Genomic DNA, 22,017 nt, shown 5'->3' on the forward strand with positions numbered 1-22,017 from the left:
TGGCGGTAAATTAGCTCCCTGCACCTGGCTTCACCACTCTCTTTATTGTGGTTCAAGGATTTTTGATTAATTATGCTACAGGTTACCAAATCAAAACGACGTTTTATTGGGTTAGCATTTGTGTTGCTGATGGTGGGCGGTGTGTTGCTCTTCAAATGGATATCTCCTGCAGAGAAACCCGGTTATATCACCGCAGCGGCCGAGATCCGCACACTGGAACAGACCGTCCTTGCCGATGGCACCATCAAGGCAAAAAAGCAGGTCACTGTCGGCGCACAAGTTTCAGGGCAAATCAAAGCCCTGCATGTCACCCTAGGAGAGCAAGTTGAAAAAGGCCAGCTAGTGGCCGAAATTGATGATCTTACGCAACAAAATGCGCTGAAAGACGCGGAGGAAGCACTGAAAAATGTGCTCGCACAGCGCGCAGCAAAAGTGGCGACACAGAAAAACAACCAGTTAACCTACCAGCGACAGCAGCAAATCCTCGCCAAAGGCCTCGGCGTCCGAGCCGATTTTGATAGCGCCAAAGCCACATTAGAGAGTACCCAGGCGGAGATTAATGCGCTGGATGCCCAAATTGCGCAGGCTGAGATCGCCGTGAATACCGCCAAACTCAATCTCGGTTACACCAAAATCAGCTCGCCGATCACCGGCACTGTGGTTGCCATTCCGGTTGAGGAGGGGCAAACCGTTAACGCGGTACAAAGCGCCCCCACCATTATTAAAGTCGCTCAGCTCGATACTATGACGGTCGAAGCGCAGATCTCTGAAGCGGACGTGGTCAAAGTCAAAGCCGGTATGCCCGTTTACTTCACTATCTTAGGCGAGCCGGAAGAGCGTTTTAGTGCCACACTGCGCGCCATCGAACCCGCCCCTGATTCGATAAACGATGAAACCACCACCACGACATCAAGTTCGAGTAGCAGCAGTTCCACCACCACCGCCATTTACTATAACGGCCTGTTTGATGTGGCTAACCCGAACGGAGCACTGCGTATTTCGATGACCGCCCAAGTGTATATCGTGCTACATAAAGACGAAAAAGCCTTGGTCATCCCCGCTACGGCACTGGAAAATGATCAAGGGAAGTATTGGGTTCAGGTGGTGAGCGACAACGGAAAAATCAGTGTGCGCGAGGTCACCGTCGGGTTAAACAACAATGTCGATGCTCAGATCTTCTCCGGTTTGCAGGCTGGCGAGCAGGTGATTGTCAGCCAGGCGAGCGCCGCCACCGCCAACAATAAGGCCCAACGTATGGGCCCGCCGATGGGGATGTAACTGATGACAGACCTAAACCAAAGAAAGATTTTGCTGCAACTCGATAATGTGAGCCGCTGGTTTGTTGCAGGCGAAGAGTGCGTTCGGGTGCTGAAAAACATCAACTTGGCGATTTACAGCGGCGAAATGGTGGCGATTGTCGGGGCATCCGGTTCCGGTAAATCGACTCTAATGAACATTCTTGGCTGCCTGGACAAACCCAGCTCGGGAGAGTATCTGGTGGCGGGTCGTATCCCGCAGCATTTGGATAGCGACACCCTTGCCGAGCTACGTCGTGAACATTTTGGCTTTATTTTTCAGCGCTATCACTTACTGAATGATTTAAGTGCGCGGGAAAATGTGGAGATACCGGCGATTTACGCAGGTATCAGTCGTGAAGAGCGCCGTCAACGCGCCGGCGATCTATTATCCCGCCTCGGCCTGGCAGATAGGCTAGAGTATCACCCGAGCCAGCTTTCTGGCGGGCAACAGCAGCGGGTCAGTATTGCCAGAGCATTGATGAATGGTGGCGAAGTTATTCTGGCCGACGAACCCACGGGCGCACTCGATACTCACAGTGGCAATGAAGTCTTAAACATCCTTAAAGACCTGCATCGACATGGCCATACCGTGGTCATTGTCACCCACGATATGTCGATTGCCGAACATGCCCAACGGATTATCGAGCTAAGAGACGGTGAGGTGATTGCGGATAGAGTAAGAGCAGTGCAGCAGACCGCGCCACCAGCACAACAAGCCCCCAATAGCGCAACAGAAATAGCGCCCGATATGACTAAAAACGCAGTGCTATCTCCCTGGAAATCCCAACGCGACCGCCTTCGGGAGGCATTCAAAATGGCGACACTGGCGATGGCAGCACAACGCCTGCGCACCCTGCTGACCATGCTGGGGATCATTATCGGCATTGCGTCAGTGGTCTCCGTCGTGGCACTGGGAAAAGGGTCGCAACAGCAAGTGCTCGCTAACATCAACGCCATGGGTACCAGCACGCTGGAGATCTTCCCCGGCAAAGATTTCGGCGATATGCGCTCTGCTGCCATCCAAACTCTGCGTGCCACTGATGCCGATGCATTGGCGAAACAAGGTTATATCCACAGCGTGACACCTGCGGTCTCCAGCAGTACCACGCTGCGCTATGGCAATAAATCTGTCAGTGGCACCGTGAATGGTGTTGGTGAGCAATACTTTATGGTGCGCGGCTATAGCATCGCCCAAGGGATGGCATTCACCCGTGCCAGCGTCGATGGATTGATGCAAGAGGCTGTTATTGATGAAAATACGCGCGATAAGCTGTTCCCTAACGGCGAAAATCCCTTAGGTAAAGTTATCCTGCTCGGCTCCCTGCCCTGCCGGATAATTGGGGTTGCAGCCAAGAAACAGAGCGGTTTTGGCAGTGACGAGAATCTGAATGTGTGGATACCTTACACCACCGCCATGAAGCGTATGCTGGGGCAAACCTATCTGCGCAGCATTACCGTGCGAGTTAACGATGATATAGATTTGGCGAATGCTGAACAGGGCGTCACCAAACTACTGGCCCAACGTCATGGCGCACAGGATTTTTTCGTGATGAACACCGATAGCATCCGTCAGACCATCGAGAAAACCACCTCAACCATGACATTACTGGTATCAATGATTGCGATTATCTCATTGGTGGTTGGCGGTATTGGAGTGATGAACATCATGTTGGTATCAGTCACTGAGCGCACTAAAGAGATTGGCGTTCGGATGGCGGTGGGTGCGCGAGCCAGTGATATTATGCAGCAATTCTTGATTGAGGCGGTTCTGGTCTGTTTACTGGGGGGTTGCATCGGGGTGGTGCTGTCACTGGGTATCGGCCTGCTGTTTAGCCAGTTCAACAGCAGCTTTTCGATGGTTTACTCGGCAACCTCGATCATCACCGCATTTGTCTGTTCCAGCCTGATTGGGGTGATTTTTGGCTTTTTCCCGGCGAAGAGAGCGGCGGAGATGGACCCTATCAGGGCGTTAGAGCGAGAGTGATTAATGACTTATTTCTACCGCCAAGATTTTTATTGTTAAATGTCATATCACCCAACCTGATTATGGGATCAGGTTGGGTTTTACTGGGTCATGGTAAGAGCGGTTACTCAAACACCCCGGTCGATAAATACCTATCTCCGCGATCACAAATAATCGCCACAATGACCGCACCCGGGTTCTCTGCCGCCACACGCAACGCCCCGGCGACCGCACCACCGGAGCTGACACCACAGAAGATCCCCTCTTTCGTGGCAAGCTGCCGCATGGTCTGTTCGGCTGAGATCTGCGTGATATCCAATACTTGATCCACTAATTCGGGGCGGAATATCCCCGGCATATATTCAGGCGACCAACGGCGAATACCAGGAATACTGCTACCCTCAGCCGGTTGCAACCCGATAATGGTCACCTCAGGATTTTGGCTTTTCAGAAACTGGCTGACCCCGGTAATGGTGCCGGTGGTTCCCATGCTGGAGACAAAATGGCTCACTTTACCTGCCGTTTGCTGCCAAATTTCTGGCCCTGTGCCGGTAAAATGGGCGTAGGGATTATCGGCATTATTAAACTGATCCAGCACCTTACCCTGCCCATCGGCCTGCATCATCAACGCCTGATCGCGCGCACCTTCCATGCCCTGCTCGCGGTTCACCAGAATCAGCTCAGCACCATAAGCGCGCATCGCCGCCTGACGTTCCTGACTCATATTTTCTGGCATCAGTAATTTCAGCGAATAACCTTTCAGGGCCGCAATCATTGCCAATGCAATCCCGGTATTACCGCTGGTTGCCTCGATCAACACATCGCCCGGAGCAATCTCTCCGCGCAATTCTGCCTGCTGGATCATGGCGAGAGCTGCCCTATCTTTGACCGAACCCGCCGGATTATTACCTTCCAGTTTGACCCAAATTTCTGCATTCAGCCCTTGACTTAAGCGTTGCAGTTTGACCAGTGGGGTGTTGCCGATGCAGTGTTCGAGGGTAGTCACATTCGTTACCTAACTTGAATTGATCTCAATAAAAGAAAAGGCGGCCATAAGGCCACCTCAGACTGATGACAAACCTCGACGACTCGATCTCAAGAGGTGAGGACAGGTAGAAGAGTAAAGCGTCCGCGCCAAGGATGGCGCGGCTCGAGCCTCCATGGATGGATTTACGGCGTCTTTACGATCTACCTGTCCTCTCCGCCGCTGGCACTTTGTCAATAACCTCAGACGGCCATAAAGCCACCTCTGTTTGCCACTTGCTGAAAAATTTATCAGGCGCTTTGGGCTAAAGCAATGGGTTGTAATAGGTGATCGCCTGAATATAAGCGAGCATTCAATCCACCAACGTAATAGCGATTGCCACGCACTGGGGCGTCGATATTACCCTCTGGCAGCACGACACTGATAGGATCTTGATGCCAACCAATAGGTTGCACCGTCAGTTGCCAGAAGTGACCGCGCGGGCTGACTTCAAGCACCTGTACCGGTAACGGGCAGCGATCGCTCGATTGGCTGCTGACCTCCATCTCCCATGGGCGCAGGAACAGATCCACACTGCCTTGATGCATCGGGGCTAAATCCAGCGGCCAGTGATGAGCGCCGATATATAACTGTGAGCCACGGATTTCACCACTCAGGCGATTCACTTCACCGAGGAACTCCAGGACAAAACGGGTCGCCGGGTAGCGCCACACGTCATCTGGCGTGCCGACCTGCTCAATATTCCCCTGACTCATCACCACTACTCGATCGGCAACTTCCATCGCCTCTTCCTGATCGTGGGTGACGAAGACGCTGGTGAACTTCAGTTCATCATGCAACTGGCGTAACCAGCGGCGCAGCTCTTTGCGCACCTGGGCATCCAGTGCGCCAAAAGGCTCATCCAGCAACAGAATTTGGGGTTCAACCGCCAGCGCCCGCGCTAATGCAACGCGCTGTTTCTGACCGCCGGAGAGCTGTGACGGATAACGGTTAGCCAGATGGCCTAATTGCACCATCTCTAGCAGTTGTGCCACCTTCTGTTTGATGGCCGCCGCATTTGGCCGCTCACGGCGCGGTAACACCGTCAGGCCGAAAGCGATGTTATCGAACACCGTCATATGGCGGAATAGGGCGTAATGCTGGAACACAAAACCCACGCGCCTATCACGGGCATGAAGACGGCTGACATCAGTGCCGTGGAAACTTAACCGCCCGGCGTTTTGGTTCTCTAACCCAGCAATAATGCGCAGTAAGGTGGTTTTCCCTGAACCGGACGGGCCGAGCAGCGCCACCATCTGGCCAGAAGGAATATCCAGCGTAATGTTGTTCAGTACCTTGGTGCGACCAAAATACTTGCTGATATTATCAATCTCAATGCTCATGCTTTTGCTCCTGTTCGAGACGAACAACCTGACGCGCTAAGCGCCATTGCAGGCCGCTTTTCAGAAAAAGGGTCACTATTGCCATCAGGGTCAATAACGCGGCGGCGGTAAATGCCCCGGCGGTGTTGTAATCCTGATGCAATAATTCAACTTGTAGCGGCAAGGTGTAGGTCTCGCCACGAATAGAACCGGATACCACGGAGACCGCCCCAAACTCGCCAATTGCGCGGGCGTTGGTCAACACCACGCCATACAGCAGCGCCCAGCGGATGTTGGGTAAGGTCACCCGGCGGAACATCTGCCAGCCGGATGCGCCGAGCAGCACCGCGGCTTCATCTTCCTGACTGCCCTGACTCATCATCACCGGCACCAGTTCACGGACCACAAACGGGCAGGTGACGAAGATGGTCACCAGCACCATGCCGGGCCACGAGAACATCAGTTGGATATCATGGGAATCCAACCAGCCGCCGACCACCCCGTTTGAGCCGTAAAACAGCAAATACATCAAGCCCGCGACCACTGGCGAAACAGCAAACGGGATATCGATTAGCGTCATCAATAATTGACGTCCGGGGAAGACAAACCGGGTCACCAGCCAGGCCAACACCACACCAAACACCAGATTCACCGGCACGGTAATCAGCGCCACCAGCACGGTGAGCCAAATGGCGTGCAACATATCGGGATCGAGTAAATTCTGCCCCACCACCTCAATCCCTTTCGAGAACGCGGTGATAAAGATCCATACCATCGGGATCACCAGCAGCAGGAGTGAGAACAGCGCGCCGATGGCGATCAAGGCCCATTTTCCCCAGTTGATCGGCGGGCGGGCCACGCCGTTAAACTCGCTGATATCCGCCATCAGTGCCCACCTATCCGCCGACCAAAGCGGCTTTGTAACGTGTTAATACCAAACAGCAGCAGCAGTGAAACCGCCAAAATAACCGAGGCAATGGCGCTGGCTGCCGGGTAATCAAACTCCTGCAAGCGGATGAAAATCATCAGCGAGGTGACTTCGGTCTTCCACGCGATGTTACCGGCGATAAAGATAACTGCGCCGAACTCACCCAAACTGCGGGTGAAGGAGAGTGCCGTTCCTGCCAGCAGTGCCGGAGCCAGTTCGGGCATCACCACCAGACGGAAACTCTGCCAGCGGCTGGCGCCTAAGGTTTCAGCCGCCTCTTCGTACTCTGGCCCCAACTCTTCCAACACCGGTTGTACCGTGCGAACCACAAACGGCAAGCTGGTAAAGGCCATCGCCACCGCAATTCCTAACCAGGTAAAGGAGACTTTGATCCCCAAAACGTCGTATAACCAGGCACCATACCAGCCGGTGGTGGAGAATAAGGTCGCCAGCGTCAAACCGGCGACTGCGGTCGGTAAAGCGAATGGCAAATCCATCAGGCCATCCAGCAAGCTGCGTCCGGGGAATTGATAGCGGGTTAAAATCCACGCCATCAACATGCCAAAGAGCGCATTAAAGAGGCTCGCCACCCCCGCCGCCAGTAGGGTCACTTTATAAGCCGCGACCACCTGAGGATTGGTTATCACCTCCCAGTACTGCGCCCAACTCATCTGTGCGACCTGCATCACTAACGCGCTGAGCGGTAATAGCAAAATCAGGCAGGTGTAAAGCAGGCTGCTCCCAAGACTGAGGGTAAATCCGGGCAGAACCCGTTTACTGGATGCCGACAACATTACTGATGCCCTTCCGCTAACAATTTATCCAACACGCCGCCGGTGGCAAAATGGGTACTCATCACTTGTGGCCAGCTACCGAATTGCTCCTCAACGCGGAATAATTTGGTATCAGGGAATTGGGATTTGGCCGCTTCCATCGCGGCTTTATCGTAAACACGATAGTTGAAGCTGGTGATAACCTGCTGCGCCGCTGGGCTATAGAGGTAGTTGAGGTAAGCTTTGGCGGCTTTTTCCGTGCCATTTTTCGCCACATTTTTGTCTACCCACGCCACCGGGAACTCCGCCAGAATATCGACCGGCGGGACAATGACTTCATATTTGTCGCTGCCATACTCTTTGCGGATATTATTCACTTCTGACTCGAAACTGATCAGCACGTCACCCAAACCACGTTCGACAAAAGTGGTGGTGGCACCACGACCGCCGGTATCAAACACCGCCACGTTGCCCAGGAAACGTTTCATCCAGTCGCGGGTTTTCGCCTCATCCTTGCCATTGGCCTGCTGTGTCGCGCCCCATGCTGCCAGATAGGTATAGCGGCCATTGCCGGAGGTTTTTGGGTTTGGGAACACCAGTTTCACATCTTCGCGCACCAAGTCATCCCAGTTGTGGATACTCTTTGGATTGCCCTTACGCACCAGGAAAGCCATGGTGGAGTAGAATGGCGAGCTGTTGTTTGGCAAGCGCGCCTGCCAGTCAGCGGGGATCAAATTGCCGCGATCGTGCAAAATTTGCACATCAGTGACCTGGTTATAGGTCACCACATCGGCTTTCAAACCTTGCAAAATAGCCAATGCCTGCTTAGAAGAGCCGGCATGAGATTGCTTGATGGTCAATTTATCGCCCGGATTTTGCTGCTCCCACTGTTGCTGGAAGCCCGGATTCAACGCGGTGAATAACTCGCGCGAGACATCATAAGAGCTGTTGAGTAACTCAGTTGCACAGGCGGTTGCACTGCCGAACATTAACGCGCTTAATAAGGCAACACGGGTCCATCCATTTCTCTTCACTGAGGTCTGTTTCATTCTGCACCTTATTCACTGAGTTCATCCGGCAGGCAGGTTATAAATGTTAATAACGCCCTTAATATGTTCAGTGTATTTATAACTAGGCGCATACCTATAATGCTTTTATATACCGTTTAGTGATGTGCAAGTATCAAATGCTCTAAGCCAGTCACACCGCAGGTCGCCAGCCACTCCATTTTGCGGTTCTCTACACATGAAAAAGCCCAGCCGACCTGCACTGGGCATAAATAATAGGCTGATTCTATTTTTGCGTGACAACACTGACATTGGTTGCACCAATAGCGCCACTAAATGGCTTGCCGTCGATAGCATCCACCATGCGCAAACCGGATGGCCGCACCCAGCGCTGTACGCGGGATGGCATATCAAAACCAATCAGTAGAATCACCACAAATGTCAGGCTGAATGAGAGTGAACCGAGCGCGGTGCCAAGACTCAGATGCTGAGCAATGGATGCCCCGAGAATTGGCGCTAATGCCCCACCCAGTGCGCCGACGTTGTAGGTAAAGCCCAGACCTGCGGCACGTTGTTCGGTATCGAAATAGCCGCCCAGCAATTTTGGCAGTAATCCGGCAATCCCCTGCCCCAACATCTGTTGCAAGAACAGTAAACCGCCAAGAAACACGATACTGCTGCCCTGAATAGCAAACAGCGGAATAATCAGTAATTGCGAAATCAGCAAGCTGGTCACATAAGCTTTGCGGGTGCCTAACCAATCACCGAGGAAGCCGCCCACACAGCAACCCACCGCCGCACCAAAGCCACTGAAGAATAAGATATTGCCGACCGTGTGTGGGTCATAGCCCAGATCCATTTTCAGATATGTGGGCAGTAGTGCCTGGATCGGCCATGAGTAGAGGAAGGCGCAGAACACCACCACCATCAGCATGACGCCTGTCGGCCAGCGCTCACCGCTGGTTTGAATCATAAAGTAGACGAATATTGCAGCACAAAGGATACCCAGGATCACCACCACTGGGGTCGATACCATGCCGGTAAAGCAGGCGTAGAGCGCGGCGGCGGCAAAGATGGTCAGGCCGATATTCAAATAACTCAAGTTGCTGCGATAGAGAATATCCACCATGTTGCGATTGTTAGTCTGTTTAGAGTGCTGTTGTTTGCTTTGGGCTTTTTCCCAATCTTCAGCTTCTGGCAGATTTTTACGCAACCAGAGTGCAAAAATAATTGGCAGCAATCCAATGTAGAAAAGCATACGCCAGCCAAATGCAGGAACCACGTAGCTATAGGCTTGAGCCGCTAATACTGCGCCGATAGAGAAGCCAGAAATCAGAAAACCACTGGCTTTATTGCGCATATTCTTCGGCCAGCTCTCCATGACATAGGTGGAACTGGAGCCATACTCCCCCGCCATCCCGATACCAATAATCAGTCGGGCGATAAACAGGGTGGTGTAACCCGGCGCTAAACCGCAGGCCAGCGTCCCGAAGGAGAACAGCACAATACTGGTGATCATCGCCAGTTTGCGGCCATAACGGTCACCCATGGCTCCTAGCACCAGGCCACCGAACCAGCGTGAAATAAAGGCCGCTGAGATAAGACTGGTGGCTTGAATCAGTGTCAGACCAAATTCTTGTTTAATATCAGTCAGAACCAGAGTAATAAGAACAAAATCGAAACCATCCAGGGCATAACCGATCCAGGCGGCAATAAATGCCTTCCATTGCGCAGGGGTTAGCTGCTTATACCAGCGTAATGGCTTGTCTCCACGAGATCCTACTGAAGTGCTCATATCGTCGCTCTCTCCACCACCAGCTAAATTCACTGGCAGAAACTGTTTTCCCCGCGGCAGGTATAACCATAGTAACCGATTGTTTATCATCACATAATCTGTCACTACCCGATGGTTCTCGCCACATTTATATTTATGCGGTTTAACTCCAAATAAAAATATACAAAGGAGTAAAACTCCATTTGAGTGTATAAGATCAGCCCGCTATTTCAATCACAATGTGTCTAAAACGTGACAAAGATGGCGAAATGCTAGTGTACGAGAGAGAGGCAACAGGATAACGGGGTCTTTACCTCCGCTGACGGAATATCTCCGCAGCGGGGGCTAGGTATTGCAGCAGGAAATGTATTACCGATCATCCATTTTGACTGACCGCCTGGGTGGTTTTGCGCTTAATGCTCTCCGCCTGCGCCGGATCAGCTTTAACCAGCAGGGCGTAGATCAGGTCCAGCACAAAGAGCTGCGCGATTTTGGTGCCGATGGAGTCCCCTTGCAACTGCCCCTGACGGTTGCCGTTAATCAGCACATAATCCGCCAGCTCAGTAATAGTGGAGCCCATATTGTGAGTCAATGCCACAGTGGTCGCCCCCGCCTGCTTCGCCAGCTTCAGGGCATGTACGGTTTCAGCCGAGGTCCCCGAATGGCTGATACCCATCGCCACATCACCAGGACGCATCAAAGAGGCTTGCATATACATAAAATGGTTATTGGTGGCGGCATCAACCCGCAGCCCGATCCGCATTAATTTGCCTTTGGCATCTTCCGCCGTGATACCAGAAGAGCCGACACCAAAAATGCAGATTCGATCCGCCGGACGCAGTAACTTAACCACCTGTTCGACACTCTCGATAGAGAGCAGATTTAGGGTTTCAGATAGCACGTTATTAATCGCCGACTGCAATTTATTGCCAATCGCCAGCGCATCATCGCCCTCTTGCACATCGGCATCCAACAGGCTGTTTTCACTGTTATGGCGGGTTGCCACTTCAATGGCCAGATCCATTTTGAAATCCTGAAACCCTTTATAACCCAGTGTCCGGCAGAAGCGGATGATGGTGGCTTCACCAGCCTGCGTGTGCGCGGAGAGATCAGCAATGGAGAGGTGAGTCACTTTAGCCGGTTCCGCCAGAATATAGGTCGCAATTCGCTGTGCTGAACGTGTCAGGCTATTTTGCATCGCACCCAAGGCATCAAGAATTTTACCTGGCTTAAAACGGGGGGCACCAGTCTTCACGCGGACACCTCAAGGGAAAGAGAATTGATGAACAGGGGACATATCTGGGGCGCATCATGACATAATTGCCCCATTTCGTGAAGAACAATGGCTCGGTTATGCGCAATGCATTCCATAAAAAATTGATAAAAAAACCCCGGAGGGCCGGGGAAGATGTCAAAGATAACGTGCGGTCTTATTATATAAAAATCATAGTGATAGCGTATTTACAATAGGCTGTCGTGAATCTTTACCACCACCTTCTTAATGGTGCCGGAGACAGCAATCTTGCAGCCTGGCTTATGAGGCTCGCCCGGTAAAAACAGCGCAAACATGCCCGGCAGCATACGTAATTGGCTTTTATCCGGAATATCGGCGATGAGTTGGTAGTCGTCATCAGCATGATAAGGCTCCAGGTGCTCAGTTGGTGTCAGTGTTGAATACTCAATGCCTTCAATGCCGCTTATCAATAGCTGGACGTCAGCATAGGTGCGATGCATTTCAGCTTTTTTGCTCTCAGCCGGTTGGGTGTCAAACTCCATGACATTCATGAAAAGTAGCTCACCATCAATGTCATGACGCCCACAGCTTAGCTCCGCCAGTGGCAACTCGGCCAAATAAGCTAAAACCCATTGAAGTCGCTCTGGCAACCCGCCAAAAAATGTTGTTTGTGTTAATGATCCGCTGATCATATTGACCCTCTATTTTTAATCATAAAATGAATACCCACACTCATTGCAGCCATGCTGCAGCGTCAAGAACAAAGGCTGTTTTTGGCCCAGAGTGCGGCCCCCAACAGGCCACTATCCTGCCGATGATGTGCCGCCTGTACCGGTACGCGATAAATTTCAGGTAGCGCTTTTTGCGCACCCAACACCCGCTCCAGATACCCCACAGCCAGCCCGACACTGCCACCCAGGATCACGATTTCCAGATCCAGTGCCATTTTCATGTCTGCCAGCATCTGCGCTATCGCTGTCGCGGAACGATTAATGATGTTTTCCGCCGGAAGATGACCAAGTTGCGCCATTTCAAACACTTTGGCGGCCGCGACCGGCTGTTTCCAGCCCAAGGTTTCAGCGCCAATGGCAGTGCCGGATGCCACGCTTTCGACACATCCACGGCGACCACAACCACATAGCAGACCATGGGGATCCGCTAGCGTGTGGCCAATATGCCCTGCCAGCCCGTGATTGCCGACCAGCAACTTTTTATTCAAGATAATGCCGCCGCCCACGCCAGTAGACACCGTAACGAACATCATATTATTGACAGAAATCAGACTGTCGCCATTATCACTTAATGCCTGATACTCAGCCCAGGCTGCGGCCTGCCCATCATTGAGCAACACACAGGGCAAGTCAGCGATCGACTGAATACACTCCTGCAATGGGAAATCCGCCAGCCCGCCCAGATTGGCAGGATTCAGCGCAGTGAGGCGGCCACCACTGATAATGCCTGTTGAGGCAACTGCAATAGAATCAACCAGATGCCGATAAGGTGTCACCAAGGTGTCCAGGGCGATAGCCAGTTGTTCCGCCCCGCCTCGTGGCGTCGCCACCTGCTGGCGGCCAATCAACATGCCACTCTCGGTAACCACTGCCGCAGCAATTTTTGTCCCACCGATATCCAGTGCTAATACTTTTCCCATCTGGCGTAACCCTCTTGCACCTGTAATAAATGTAATGACATTGACTATGGCAATTTCTTCGCCGTAACTCCATTATTATTTTTAAATTGGAGTTAAACTCCTAATGAGACATTTATTTACCTTTATCACCATTGCGCCCTGCAAATAAAAGATCTAACATAATGGAGTAATACTTCATTTTAAATTAAAGATCGGAGCAAAAAACCGTGCGCAATCTGACTGCGAGTGACCCGACCATGAGTAACACCAGTGATCTTCGCCACAAACTGCAAAATGGCTTGATTGCATCTTGCCAGCCACTCCCCGGCAGCGCCATGGATACACCTGAAATTGTGGCGGCAATGGCTTATGCGGCTCTCGCTGGCGGTGCAGTTGGCCTGCGGATTGAAGGTATCGACAATATTCTGGCGGTACGCCGGGTTACAGATGCGCCAATTATCGGCATTATTAAGCGCGACCTGCCGGATTCCGAGGTCAGAATTACTCCGTGGCTGGAAGATGTCGATGGCCTGAGTGCCGCCGGTGCCGATATCATCGCGTTTGATGTCACCTGCCGCGCCCGTCCGGTCTCGGTTGTGGATCTGTATCAACGAGTGCGAGCGACCGGCCGCCTGGCGATGGCGGATGCTTCCAATCTTGACGATGGCTTGCTGGCCCATCGATTAGGTATCGATTTTATCGGCACCACCCTATCCGGCTATACCCAAGATCCCGTGCCTACCGAGCCGGACTTGGCACTGGTTAATCAACTGTCCCAAGCCGGTTGTCGGGTGATTGCGGAGGGCCGCTATAACTCGCCAGCGCTGGCAGCCGCCGCGATTTCAGCGGGTGCTTATGCCGTGACTGTCGGCTCGGCCATTACCCGAATCGAACATATTTGCGGTTGGTTTTGCGAAGCTATCAAGCAGCATCAAGCCGCAAAACTGACTGAATACTGATGACTATTACGCCCATCCGGGCTACCCACTCTCTCTGATTTATAAGGATGCGTATGAAAAAGTTAACCGGCCTGATCGCAGCTCCGCACACCCCCTTTGATGAGCAGGGTGAGGTCAACTATCCCGTTATTGACCAAATTGCCGAGCATCTGGTCAATGATGGCGTAAAAGGGGTCTATGTTTGCGGCACCACTGGCGAGGGCATTCACTGCTCGGTTGAAGAGCGCAAGAACATTGCTGAGCGCTGGATCAAGGCGGCACAAGGCAAACTGAGCATCACCCTGCACACCGGCGCGCTCAGCATCAAAGATGCCGTCGACCTCTCTCGCCATGCAGAAACACTGGATATCTTCGCGACCTCCGCCATCGGCCCCTGCTTCTTTAAGCCCGGCAATCTTGATGATCTGATAGCCTACTGTCAGGCCATCGCGGCCGCAGCACCCTCGAAAGGCTTCTACTATTATCACTCTGGGATGTCTGGGGTGAATTTGGATATGGAACAGTTCCTGATCAAAGCTGAATCCAAGATCCCTAACCTTTCAGGGATCAAATTCAATAATGCGGATCTCTATGAGTTCCAGCGCTGCCTGCGAGTGAGTGGCGGTAAATTTGATATTCCATTTGGCGTAGATGAGCATCTGCCGGGGGGTTTGGCCGTTGGCGCTATCGGCGCGGTCGGCAGCACCTATAACTATGCTGCCCCACTGTTCCACAAAATCATTGCTGACTTCAATGCGGGCAATCAAGTGGCGGTGCAGCGTGGCATGGATCAGGTTATCGCGCTTATTCGTGTGTTGGTTGAATTTGGCGGTGTTGCCGCGGGCAAAGCGGCGATGCAGTTACACGGTATTGATGCCGGTAATCCACGTCTGCCACTGCGGGCACTGACCAAAGAGCAGAAGCAAACAGTGGTGAACAGAATGCGTGACGCAATATATTCTGCTTAATTGAATGGTGGCAGTGATAGCAAACAAAAGGCCGGATATCCGGCCTTTCTTTATTATAGCGATAATAATTTAGTCAGTGACGGCGCGAAATAGTAGCTGCCGGTCACCGGTTTACTGAAACCGAGTAACAGATCATGCTTGCCATCTATTGAGCCAAACATGCTTAATAACTGCTGTTCGATATTGTGTAAGCGCGCGCAATAAGCAATAAAATATAAGCCATGTTTGCCACTGGCTTGGCCGTAAGGCAGGCTTTGGCGCAAAATCTTCAGCCCCTTACCATTCTCTTTCAGATCAACCCGGCTGACGTGAGAAGTGTCTGGGCGTTGATCCGAAGGCAACTCCTGACTGTCATGCTTGGTGCGCCCAACAATTTGTTCTTGTTTATGCTCAGGAATGCGCTGCCATTTTTTCAGGTCGTGCTCATAACGCTGGACCAGGACATAACTGCCGCCCGCATCCTCTTCGCCATCAGCAATCACCGCCACCTCTGGCCGGCTATCACCCTGCGGGTTTTCAGTGCCATCAATAAAACCGGTAAAATCACGCTCTTCAACCCAGCGGAAACCGTGGGTCTCCTCTTCAACCGCAATAGCATCACCGAAAGCCGCAACAGCCGCTTGCGCTAAGGTAAAGTTGATATCCTGACGCAGTGATTGGATATGAATCAATAAATCGCGTTGAGTCGCAGGGGCGACCATTGGCGCTTTACCCAGTGGGACAAAAGGCTTTAACTCTTTCGCGCCCTGCCCATTGGATAGATCATGCCAAACGTCAGAACCGAAAGCGATAACGGCACCCAGATGTTCATGAGGAAATTGTTGCTGCAACTCTTGTAATGAATGGCAGAATTTTTTGCAACCCTGACGAATGGCATCAAATTCGCCCTGCACTCTTGCTTCCATAAATATGGCAAAACGGCAATGTTCCAGCAAAATGCCACTCTGTACTTGAGTCATCTTTTTTCCTTACTAAAAACCCGTATTGATAATGCTGGATATCATAGCTGAAACGATTTAAATAACCTTGCGTCAACGCAAAATAAAAACGGAGAAGGGAGATGAGAATATTATTAAGGCGCGAGAAATAAGCCACGCCTTAATAGCATGACAATAAAAACTATTGGCTGCTATGTCGCCATATAATCTTACTCACCTTCCAGCTTTTTAACGTGTCATCAGAGGGCATCAAGCCTTCAGGGCCATGCCAGTCACCGTCAAATAAGTAGCTTACATGCTTGCTGTCCGGTGCGGCGCACTCTATTTGCGCGGCGTCATCACCCGTGCCCTGACGGCAAACACCAAAGGCTTTTTTATATAAATCACCGAATGGAGTACCAATCTTAACACCCCACTGGCTAGGAATATTTTTATCCATTACGTCGATACGCTCTACCGTACCTTTTGGCTGACCGGATATCACCAGCTTAATTTGGCCTTCTTGCATCGCCTGATAGAAAGAGAGTAATTTGCCATCACTGGTCGCCATCCCGCTACGTAACCGATAATCACCTTTCAGCCCCTCTTTAATCTCATTTTCGGCCAACGGCGTACTGGCAGTAATCCCGCCGACACCCTGATCAGTCACCTGCAAACGACTACTGCCGCTAAACCAATTGAGCGGAGAGAGACTTGACCAGGAGAAACCGGACATGCTTGAACACCCAGCCAGCAACAAAGGGGCACCCAGTAATAACAACCGCACCCCAGACAACCGTGGGCGAATATTCATCTAAAGCTCCTTAAAAAAACCACTGCATCCAGTAAGCTTCTCTGCAAAAAACGCGACTCAGAGACAGAGTTATGGGCAGTTGAAAAATGATAACCAGTGGTTGGAGTCTTCAGCGCAGAAAAAGTGCCATTACCACGCAGGCATTGATCACTATCACTGGTCAGCGGCGCATCTAATTTACGGTGCTCTCCAGATGAAAGCCACTGGCGGTGGTTGATAAAACCCACATAGACCCCCATTTAATCGCCGGATATTGAAACTTCTGCATGTTTTAACTTAAATTTAGTCTACTCTTGAGTACCTGAGAGGCTTTTATCGCCTCCCGTTTTAGACGTAATTATTCATTCATTGAAGGAGCAATATAATGAAGAAATTAACCTTAGCTGCAACACTCATGATGTTATGTGGCGCACCACTATTAGCCCACAGCGCGATCGACACCGCGAAAGGCGGCTTTGATGGCCCAGCCACCACACAAACTCAACCGGCAACTCAGGGCGGATTTACCGGCCCTAGCGCCACGAATACCACCGTGGATAAAGTCAAAAGTATGCGGGATGACGCCCGTGTGACCCTGCAAGGGAATATCATCGAGCGGCTGGGCCACGACACCTATACTTTCCACGACGCCACCGGCACCATTACTGTTGATATTGATAACAAACGCTGGAAAGGCCAAACCATCACGCCGCAAGATAAAGTACAAATCGAAGGAAAAGTGGATAAAGACTGGAACACTGTGGAAGTGGATGTGAAGAATATTAGCAAGATCCAATAATTCATCAGTAACAACCCTATCCTCGGCAACTATTATAACGTTCAGGGGTAGGGTTAATCCTCAATACTCCTGATCAACAATCAGCCGTTTGCCCAGCATGATGCTGTCTTGGGTTTCGTAATCGAGTTTTTCATACATACCAATTACCGCGTCATTGTCTTCGCGCACCATGATATTCAGCTTCGGGCAGCCACGGGCGATGAGTTTCTTTTCGAGGCGACTGATCAGCGCATTGGCAAAGCCACGGCCGCGAAAATCAGGATGAACCCCGAGATAGTAGGCCGAGCCACGGTGGCCGTCATAACCGCCCATCACTGAGCCGACAATCGCGCCGCTGACCTCTGCGACTAAAAACAGTTCGGGATCATGGTTCAGCTTACGCTCAATATCCATTTCTGGATCGTTCCAGGGCCGCAGTAAGTCGCAATGCTCCCACAACAGAATGACCTCTTCAAAATCGTTTTGCTGAAATACGCGGATTTCCATGGATATTCGCACCTTTGAGTCAAATGGATATGCTGGTTATGACGCAATATTATATCACCCAATAATAGAGTGATATTTCCCATCGTGATAGTGCTAATGATATTTGAGTATAATCAGATAAATTTCGTTCGGCTCCCGGCTCAATAAGCACTAATCCACACCGAGAGTACAACAATGGCGTCAAATCGGGGTATACTTGGCCCCTGAAAACTTCCCGATAACTAGAACCCCGCTGATGAATTTACCCGATATCGCCCAAATCAAAACCTATCTGCTGGATTTGCAGGATAAAATCTGTGTCGCTCTGGCCGCAGCCGATGGCAATGCTACCTTCGCAGAGGAGAACTGGACCCGCGAGGAAGGTGGCGGCGGTCGCAGCAGGGTATTGATTAATGGCGCAATATTTGAGCAGGCGGGGGTTAACTTTTCCCATGTTTCAGGCGCGACACTCCCGGCATCCGCCACCGCACATCGCCCCGAATTGGCCAGTCGCAGTTTTCAAGCGCTTGGCGTATCACTGGTTATTCACCCGCTCAGTCCCTACTTGCCCACCAGCCACGCCAATGTGCGCTTCTTTATCGCCGAGAAACCGGGCGAAGATCCCGTGTGGTGGTTTGGCGGCGGCTTTGATTTAACGCCATTTTATGGCTTTGAAGAGGATGCGGTTCACTGGCATCAGACCGCCTATCAGCTGTGCCGCCCCTTTGGTGAACAGATCTATCCGCGCTATAAAAAATGGTGCGATGACTATTTTTATATTAAGCATCGTAACGAAGCGCGGGGGATTGGCGGCCTATTTTTTGACGATTTGAATAGCCCCGATTTTGATAGCTGTTTCCGCTTCACTCAGGCGGTGGGCGACGGTTTCCTCGACGCCTATTTGCCCATTGTCGAGCGGCGCAAAGCACTGAGTTGGGGCGAACGCGAACGCCAGTTTCAGCTCTATCGCCGTGGCCGTTATGTTGAATTCAATCTGGTCTGGGATCGCGGCACCTTGTTTGGTTTGCAAACCGGTGGGCGCACAGAGTCTATTTTGATGTCCCTGCCGCCACTGGTGCGCTGGGAATATAACTATCAACCGGCGGCAGAGAGTGCGGAAGCGGCATTGTACCGCGATTTTCTGCCCGTCAAAGAGTGGCTGACCGCAGGAGAACAGCACTGATGCAAATTTGGGTTGATGCGGACGCCTGTCCGAATGTGATTAAAGAGGTGCTGTTTCGCGCCGCAGATCGTACCGGCATCATGGTCACACTGGTGGCGAATCAGCCGCTAAAAACACCACCATCAAAGTTTATCCGCACGTTACAGGTTGCTTCCGGTTTTGATGTTGCCGATAACGAAATTGTACAGCGGGTGGAGAAAAATGATCTGGTGATCACCGCCGATATCCCACTGGCGGCAGAGGTGATTGAGAAAGGCGGCATCGCGCTCAATCCACGCGGTGAGCGCTACACCCCTGATACCATCCGTGAGCGGCTGAATATCCGTGATTTTATGGATACCATGCGCGCCAGCGGCATTCAGACCGGTGGCCCTAATACCCTAAATCAGCGTGATCGCCAGCAGTTTGCCAATGAGCTGGATAAGTGGCTACAGCAAGCCAGCAAGGCCCGATAAGTCAAAACCCGCCGAGGCGGGTTGAGGTTATTGACAAAGTCGCCTGAGCGGAGAGAACAGGCAGATCGTAAAGACGCCGTCTGCCCTTTGAAAAAAAAGTCCTCCTGATGGCTTGAGCCGCGCCCTCCTTGGCAGATTCAATACTCAAAGTCATTGGCGTTGCAGCTAGGCAGCAATTGAGTGAATCCCGATGAGCTGACATCAGTAACTGATTCGGGTGACCGAAAGCCGCTAACAACGCTGCAACGCCCAGGACGAAGAGTATTTAGAGAGGTTCGGTTTGTGCTTCCACGACTGCTAACGCCACCATATTCACAATACGCCGCACCGACGCAATCTGCGTCAGAATGTGAACCGGTTTTGCCACGCCCATCAATACCGGCCCAACAGTCACCCCTTCCGACGAGGTCACGCGCAGCAGGTTATAACTGATACGTGCAGCTTCCATATTCGGCATAATCAATATGTTAGCGGCCCCTTTCAGCGGACTATCTGGCATCAGATTATGGCGGATACTCTCCACCAGCGCGGCATCACCGTGCATCTCGCCATCAATTTCCAGCTCAGGTGCCATCTGATTGACCAGCGCCAATGTGCGACGCATTTTGCGCGCCGCCGGACAATCTGAAGAGCCGAAGCTTGAGTGGGATAGCAGGGCAACTTTCGGCTCGATGCCGAAGCGGCGCACAGTTTCAGCCGCCATTAACGTTATCTCCGCCAACTGCTCTGGTGTCGGATCATCGTTGACATATGTATCGGCGATAAAGGTGTTGCCGGTCGGCAGCAGCAGCGCATTCATCGCCCCCGCCACATGGGCGCCCTCACGGAAACCAAACACTTTCTCCACCACATCATAATGTTCATGATAGGTGCCGATGGTGCCACAAATCATCGCGTCAGCTTCACCTCGGTGCACCATGATGGCACCAATCAGGGTTGGGTTGCCAATCACTGCGCGGCGGGCCTGCTCCTGCGACACCCCACGGCGTTTCATGATTTGATAATATTCGTACCAGTACTCGTTAAAGCGCGGGTCAGACTCATTATTGACCACTTCAAAATCTTTGCCGATGGCAATTTGCAGGCCCAATTTCTTCAGCCGGGTCTCAATCACACTCGGGCGACCAATCAGAATTGGATATGCCAGCCCTTGCGAAATCAGCTCCTGAGTGGCGTGCAATACCCGCTCCTCCTCCCCTTCCGCCAACACCACCCGCTTCATCTCTTTCTTCGCTTGCGAGAAGATAGGCTTCATAAACAAGTTGGTTTTGTAGACGAATTCCGTCAATTTCTCGATATAAGCATTGAAGTCAGTGATAGGACGAGTGGCCACACCAGAATCCATCGCTGCTTTAGCCACTGCGGGCGCGATTTTTACAATCAGACGCGGATCGAATGGTTTCGGGATAATGTATTCAGGGCCGAAGGAGAGATCTTGCTCACCATAAGCTGACGCCACTACATCGCTCTGCTCAGCCAGCGCCAGGTCAGCGATGGCGTGTACACAAGCCAGCTTCATCTCTTCATTAATAGTGGTCGCCCCCACATCCAGCGCGCCACGGAAGATGAATGGGAAGCAGAGTACGTTATTGACCTGATTCGGGTAATCCGAGCGGCCAGTACAGATAATCGCATCTGGGCGCACCGCTTTAGCCAGTGGCGGCAAGATTTCAGGTTCCGGGTTCGCCAGCGCCAAAATCAGCGGGCTAGGGGCCATGGTTTTCACCATCTCTTGGCTTAACACACCAGGACCGGAACAGCCGAGGAAGATGTCCGCACCCGGCATGGCGTCGCCTAGTGTGCGCTGACCATGGTCATCAATGGCGTAAGCCGCTTTGGTTTCAGCCATATTGGCTTCACGGCCCTTATAAATAACGCCTTTGGAATCACAAACCGTAATGTTGTGATGCTTTAATCCCAGCGCCACCAACAGATTTAGACAGGCAATAGATGCGGCACCGGCACCGGAAACCACCAATTTCACATCACTGATATCTTTTTTCACCACCCGCAAGCCATTGAGCACCGCGGCAGTACAGATAATCGCCGTGCCATGCTGATCGTCATGGAATACCGGGATCTTCATGCGCTCGCGTAATTTCTGCTCAATATAAAAACATTCCGGCGCTTTAATATCCTCCAGATTGATGCCGCCGAAGGTCGGTTCCAGTGAGGCGATAATATCAATTAATTTGTCTGGGTCGAGTTCATCCACCTCAATATCAAATACATCAATACCCGAGAATTTTTTAAACAGAACGCCCTTACCTTCCATCACCGGTTTACCGGCTAATGCGCCGATATTTCCCAGCCCAAGTACCGCTGTACCATTGGAAATAACCGCGACCAAATTACCGCGCGCCGTATATTTGTAGGCCGCCGCAGGATCAGCCGCAATTTCCAAACAGGGGGCCGCAACACCGGGAGAATAAGCCAGCGCCAAATCCCGTTGGGTTGCTAGCGGTTTGGTTGGCGACACCTGAATTTTCCCTGGGGTGGGAAATTGGTGAAAATCAAGTGCACTCTGTTTCAATTGTTCGTCCATT

The 22,017-nt window shown here is 51.8% G+C and carries 21 protein-coding genes; 7 read left to right on the top strand and 14 right to left on the bottom strand.

All coding sequences use genetic code 11. The annotated features are described in order from the left end of the window. The first annotated feature begins 72 nt into the window (after positions 1-72). Both AACW11_RS00080 and AACW11_RS00085 read left to right on the top strand, forming a co-directional pair. Positions 73-1,278 (top strand): efflux RND transporter periplasmic adaptor subunit, encoded by a 1,206-nt coding sequence (locus AACW11_RS00080; RefSeq protein ID WP_212585429.1) that lies wholly within the window; start codon positions 73-75, stop codon positions 1,276-1,278. Between the two features lie 3 nt (positions 1,279-1,281). Next, positions 1,282-3,282, top strand: coding sequence for a MacB family efflux pump subunit (locus tag AACW11_RS00085; RefSeq protein WP_212585430.1), 2,001 nt, complete (start codon positions 1,282-1,284; stop codon positions 3,280-3,282). A 103-nt stretch (positions 3,283-3,385) separates the two neighbouring features. Here the strand turns inward: AACW11_RS00085 and cysM are convergent, their stop codons facing one another. The 9 genes from cysM to AACW11_RS00135 form a co-directional block, all read right to left on the bottom strand. Then, positions 3,386-4,267 carry a cysteine synthase CysM gene (gene cysM, locus AACW11_RS00090; RefSeq protein WP_212585431.1) on the bottom strand — a complete coding sequence of 294 codons (882 nt, stop codon included), beginning with the start codon at positions 4,265-4,267 and terminating at the stop codon, positions 3,386-3,388. A gap of 269 nt (positions 4,268-4,536) precedes the next feature. After that, entirely contained in the window at positions 4,537-5,628 is a 1,092-nt protein-coding gene (gene cysA / locus AACW11_RS00100) for a sulfate/thiosulfate ABC transporter ATP-binding protein CysA (RefSeq protein WP_212585432.1), read from the bottom strand. Further along, a complete protein-coding gene (gene cysW, locus AACW11_RS00105; protein ID WP_212585433.1) occupies positions 5,618-6,493 on the bottom strand; it encodes a sulfate/thiosulfate ABC transporter permease CysW in 876 nt (291 codons plus the stop codon). Before cysW ends, cysA begins: the two co-directional genes overlap by 11 nt. Then, positions 6,493-7,329 carry a sulfate/thiosulfate ABC transporter permease CysT gene (cysT, locus tag AACW11_RS00110; RefSeq protein WP_212585434.1) on the bottom strand — a complete coding sequence of 279 codons (837 nt, stop codon included), beginning with the start codon at positions 7,327-7,329 and terminating at the stop codon, positions 6,493-6,495. Before cysT ends, cysW begins: the two co-directional genes overlap by 1 nt. Continuing rightward, positions 7,329-8,357, bottom strand: coding sequence for a sulfate ABC transporter substrate-binding protein (locus AACW11_RS00115; RefSeq protein ID WP_212585435.1), 1,029 nt, complete (start codon positions 8,355-8,357; stop codon positions 7,329-7,331). Before AACW11_RS00115 ends, cysT begins: the two co-directional genes overlap by 1 nt. 244 nt (positions 8,358-8,601) lie before the next feature. Further along, positions 8,602-10,110 (bottom strand): MFS transporter, encoded by a 1,509-nt coding sequence (locus AACW11_RS00120; RefSeq protein ID WP_212585526.1) that lies wholly within the window; start codon positions 10,108-10,110, stop codon positions 8,602-8,604. A 355-nt stretch (positions 10,111-10,465) separates the two neighbouring features. After that, positions 10,466-11,344, bottom strand: coding sequence for a MurR/RpiR family transcriptional regulator (locus tag AACW11_RS00125; protein WP_212585436.1), 879 nt, complete (start codon positions 11,342-11,344; stop codon positions 10,466-10,468). A 206-nt stretch (positions 11,345-11,550) separates the two neighbouring features. Beyond that, a complete protein-coding gene (gene nanQ / locus AACW11_RS00130) occupies positions 11,551-12,015 on the bottom strand; it encodes an N-acetylneuraminate anomerase (RefSeq protein WP_212585437.1) in 465 nt (154 codons plus the stop codon). 62 nt (positions 12,016-12,077) lie between these two features. Further along, a complete protein-coding gene (locus AACW11_RS00135; RefSeq protein WP_212585438.1) occupies positions 12,078-12,974 on the bottom strand; it encodes an N-acetylmannosamine kinase in 897 nt (298 codons plus the stop codon). A 236-nt stretch (positions 12,975-13,210) separates the two neighbouring features. Here AACW11_RS00135 and AACW11_RS00140 point away from each other — a divergent pair, with 236 nt between their 5' ends. After that, positions 13,211-13,912: an N-acetylmannosamine-6-phosphate 2-epimerase gene (locus tag AACW11_RS00140; protein ID WP_212585527.1), complete on the top strand. Its 702-nt coding sequence runs from the start codon at positions 13,211-13,213 to the stop codon at positions 13,910-13,912. A 53-nt stretch (positions 13,913-13,965) separates the two neighbouring features. Continuing rightward, positions 13,966-14,859, top strand: a complete 894-nt coding sequence (locus AACW11_RS00145) for a dihydrodipicolinate synthase family protein (protein WP_212585439.1) — start codon at positions 13,966-13,968, stop codon at positions 14,857-14,859. A 53-nt stretch (positions 14,860-14,912) separates the two neighbouring features. On the opposite strand, the gene AACW11_RS00150 is transcribed toward AACW11_RS00145, so the two are convergent. From AACW11_RS00150 to AACW11_RS00160, 3 genes are all read right to left on the bottom strand, one after another. After that, positions 14,913-15,818 carry a Dyp-type peroxidase gene (locus AACW11_RS00150; protein WP_212585440.1) on the bottom strand — a complete coding sequence of 302 codons (906 nt, stop codon included), beginning with the start codon at positions 15,816-15,818 and terminating at the stop codon, positions 14,913-14,915. 160 nt (positions 15,819-15,978) lie between these two features. Continuing rightward, positions 15,979-16,590 carry an RpoE-regulated lipoprotein gene (locus tag AACW11_RS00155; protein WP_212585441.1) on the bottom strand — a complete coding sequence of 204 codons (612 nt, stop codon included), beginning with the start codon at positions 16,588-16,590 and terminating at the stop codon, positions 15,979-15,981. After that, complete coding sequence (locus tag AACW11_RS00160; RefSeq protein WP_339379030.1) at positions 16,587-16,817, bottom strand: hypothetical protein; 231 nt, start codon at positions 16,815-16,817, stop codon at positions 16,587-16,589. Before AACW11_RS00160 ends, AACW11_RS00155 begins: the two co-directional genes overlap by 4 nt. Before the next feature lie 137 nt (positions 16,818-16,954). Between AACW11_RS00160 and AACW11_RS00165 the strand changes: the two genes are divergently transcribed. Further along, positions 16,955-17,368: a YgiW/YdeI family stress tolerance OB fold protein gene (locus AACW11_RS00165; protein WP_212585443.1), complete on the top strand. Its 414-nt coding sequence runs from the start codon at positions 16,955-16,957 to the stop codon at positions 17,366-17,368. Positions 17,369-17,428: 60 nt separating this feature from the next. Here the strand turns inward: AACW11_RS00165 and AACW11_RS00170 are convergent, their stop codons facing one another. Further along, positions 17,429-17,854, bottom strand: coding sequence for a GNAT family acetyltransferase (locus tag AACW11_RS00170; protein WP_049600761.1), 426 nt, complete (start codon positions 17,852-17,854; stop codon positions 17,429-17,431). A gap of 235 nt (positions 17,855-18,089) precedes the next feature. Between AACW11_RS00170 and hemF the strand changes: the two genes are divergently transcribed. After that, positions 18,090-19,016 (top strand): oxygen-dependent coproporphyrinogen oxidase, encoded by a 927-nt coding sequence (hemF, locus tag AACW11_RS00175; RefSeq protein WP_212585444.1) that lies wholly within the window; start codon positions 18,090-18,092, stop codon positions 19,014-19,016. Next, positions 19,016-19,471: a YaiI/YqxD family protein gene (locus tag AACW11_RS00180; protein WP_048616788.1), complete on the top strand. Its 456-nt coding sequence runs from the start codon at positions 19,016-19,018 to the stop codon at positions 19,469-19,471. The genes hemF and AACW11_RS00180 overlap by 1 nt, the downstream gene beginning before the upstream one ends. Positions 19,472-19,736: 265 nt before the next feature. On the opposite strand, the gene maeB is transcribed toward AACW11_RS00180, so the two are convergent. Then, complete coding sequence (gene maeB, locus AACW11_RS00185) at positions 19,737-22,016, bottom strand: NADP-dependent oxaloacetate-decarboxylating malate dehydrogenase (protein ID WP_212585445.1); 2,280 nt, start codon at positions 22,014-22,016, stop codon at positions 19,737-19,739. Between the last annotated feature and the right edge of the window lies 1 nt (position 22,017).

The sequence above is a fragment of the Yersinia sp. Marseille-Q3913 genome (genome assembly GCF_963892745.1).
Taxonomy (GTDB): Bacteria; Pseudomonadota; Gammaproteobacteria; order Enterobacterales; family Enterobacteriaceae; genus Yersinia; species Yersinia bercovieri.

Excerpts from the sequence above, each read along its gene's own strand:
- AACW11_RS00140 (WP_212585527.1), top strand. The coding sequence starts at position 13,211 with ATGAGTAACACCAGTGATCTTCGCCACAAACTGCAAAATGGCTTGATT.
- cysT (WP_212585434.1), bottom strand. The coding sequence starts at position 7,329 with ATGTTGTCGGCATCCAGTAAACGGGTTCTGCCCGGATTTACCCTCAGT.
- AACW11_RS00170 (WP_049600761.1), bottom strand. The coding sequence starts at position 17,854 with ATGGAAATCCGCGTATTTCAGCAAAACGATTTTGAAGAGGTCATTCTG.
- nanQ (WP_212585437.1), bottom strand. The coding sequence starts at position 12,015 with ATGATCAGCGGATCATTAACACAAACAACATTTTTTGGCGGGTTGCCA.
- AACW11_RS00115 (WP_212585435.1), bottom strand. The coding sequence starts at position 8,357 with ATGAAACAGACCTCAGTGAAGAGAAATGGATGGACCCGTGTTGCCTTA.
- AACW11_RS00080 (WP_212585429.1), top strand. The coding sequence starts at position 73 with ATGCTACAGGTTACCAAATCAAAACGACGTTTTATTGGGTTAGCATTT.
- cysW (WP_212585433.1), bottom strand. The coding sequence starts at position 6,493 with ATGGCGGATATCAGCGAGTTTAACGGCGTGGCCCGCCCGCCGATCAAC.
- AACW11_RS00155 (WP_212585441.1), bottom strand. The coding sequence starts at position 16,590 with ATGAATATTCGCCCACGGTTGTCTGGGGTGCGGTTGTTATTACTGGGT.
- AACW11_RS00135 (WP_212585438.1), bottom strand. The coding sequence starts at position 12,974 with ATGGGAAAAGTATTAGCACTGGATATCGGTGGGACAAAAATTGCTGCG.
- AACW11_RS00165 (WP_212585443.1), top strand. The coding sequence starts at position 16,955 with ATGAAGAAATTAACCTTAGCTGCAACACTCATGATGTTATGTGGCGCA.
- maeB (WP_212585445.1), bottom strand. The coding sequence starts at position 22,016 with ATGGACGAACAATTGAAACAGAGTGCACTTGATTTTCACCAATTTCCC.
- AACW11_RS00120 (WP_212585526.1), bottom strand. The coding sequence starts at position 10,110 with ATGAGCACTTCAGTAGGATCTCGTGGAGACAAGCCATTACGCTGGTAT.
- AACW11_RS00085 (WP_212585430.1), top strand. The coding sequence starts at position 1,282 with ATGACAGACCTAAACCAAAGAAAGATTTTGCTGCAACTCGATAATGTG.
- AACW11_RS00150 (WP_212585440.1), bottom strand. The coding sequence starts at position 15,818 with ATGACTCAAGTACAGAGTGGCATTTTGCTGGAACATTGCCGTTTTGCC.
- hemF (WP_212585444.1), top strand. The coding sequence starts at position 18,090 with ATGAATTTACCCGATATCGCCCAAATCAAAACCTATCTGCTGGATTTG.
- AACW11_RS00180 (WP_048616788.1), top strand. The coding sequence starts at position 19,016 with ATGCAAATTTGGGTTGATGCGGACGCCTGTCCGAATGTGATTAAAGAG.
- cysA (WP_212585432.1), bottom strand. The coding sequence starts at position 5,628 with ATGAGCATTGAGATTGATAATATCAGCAAGTATTTTGGTCGCACCAAG.
- AACW11_RS00145 (WP_212585439.1), top strand. The coding sequence starts at position 13,966 with ATGAAAAAGTTAACCGGCCTGATCGCAGCTCCGCACACCCCCTTTGAT.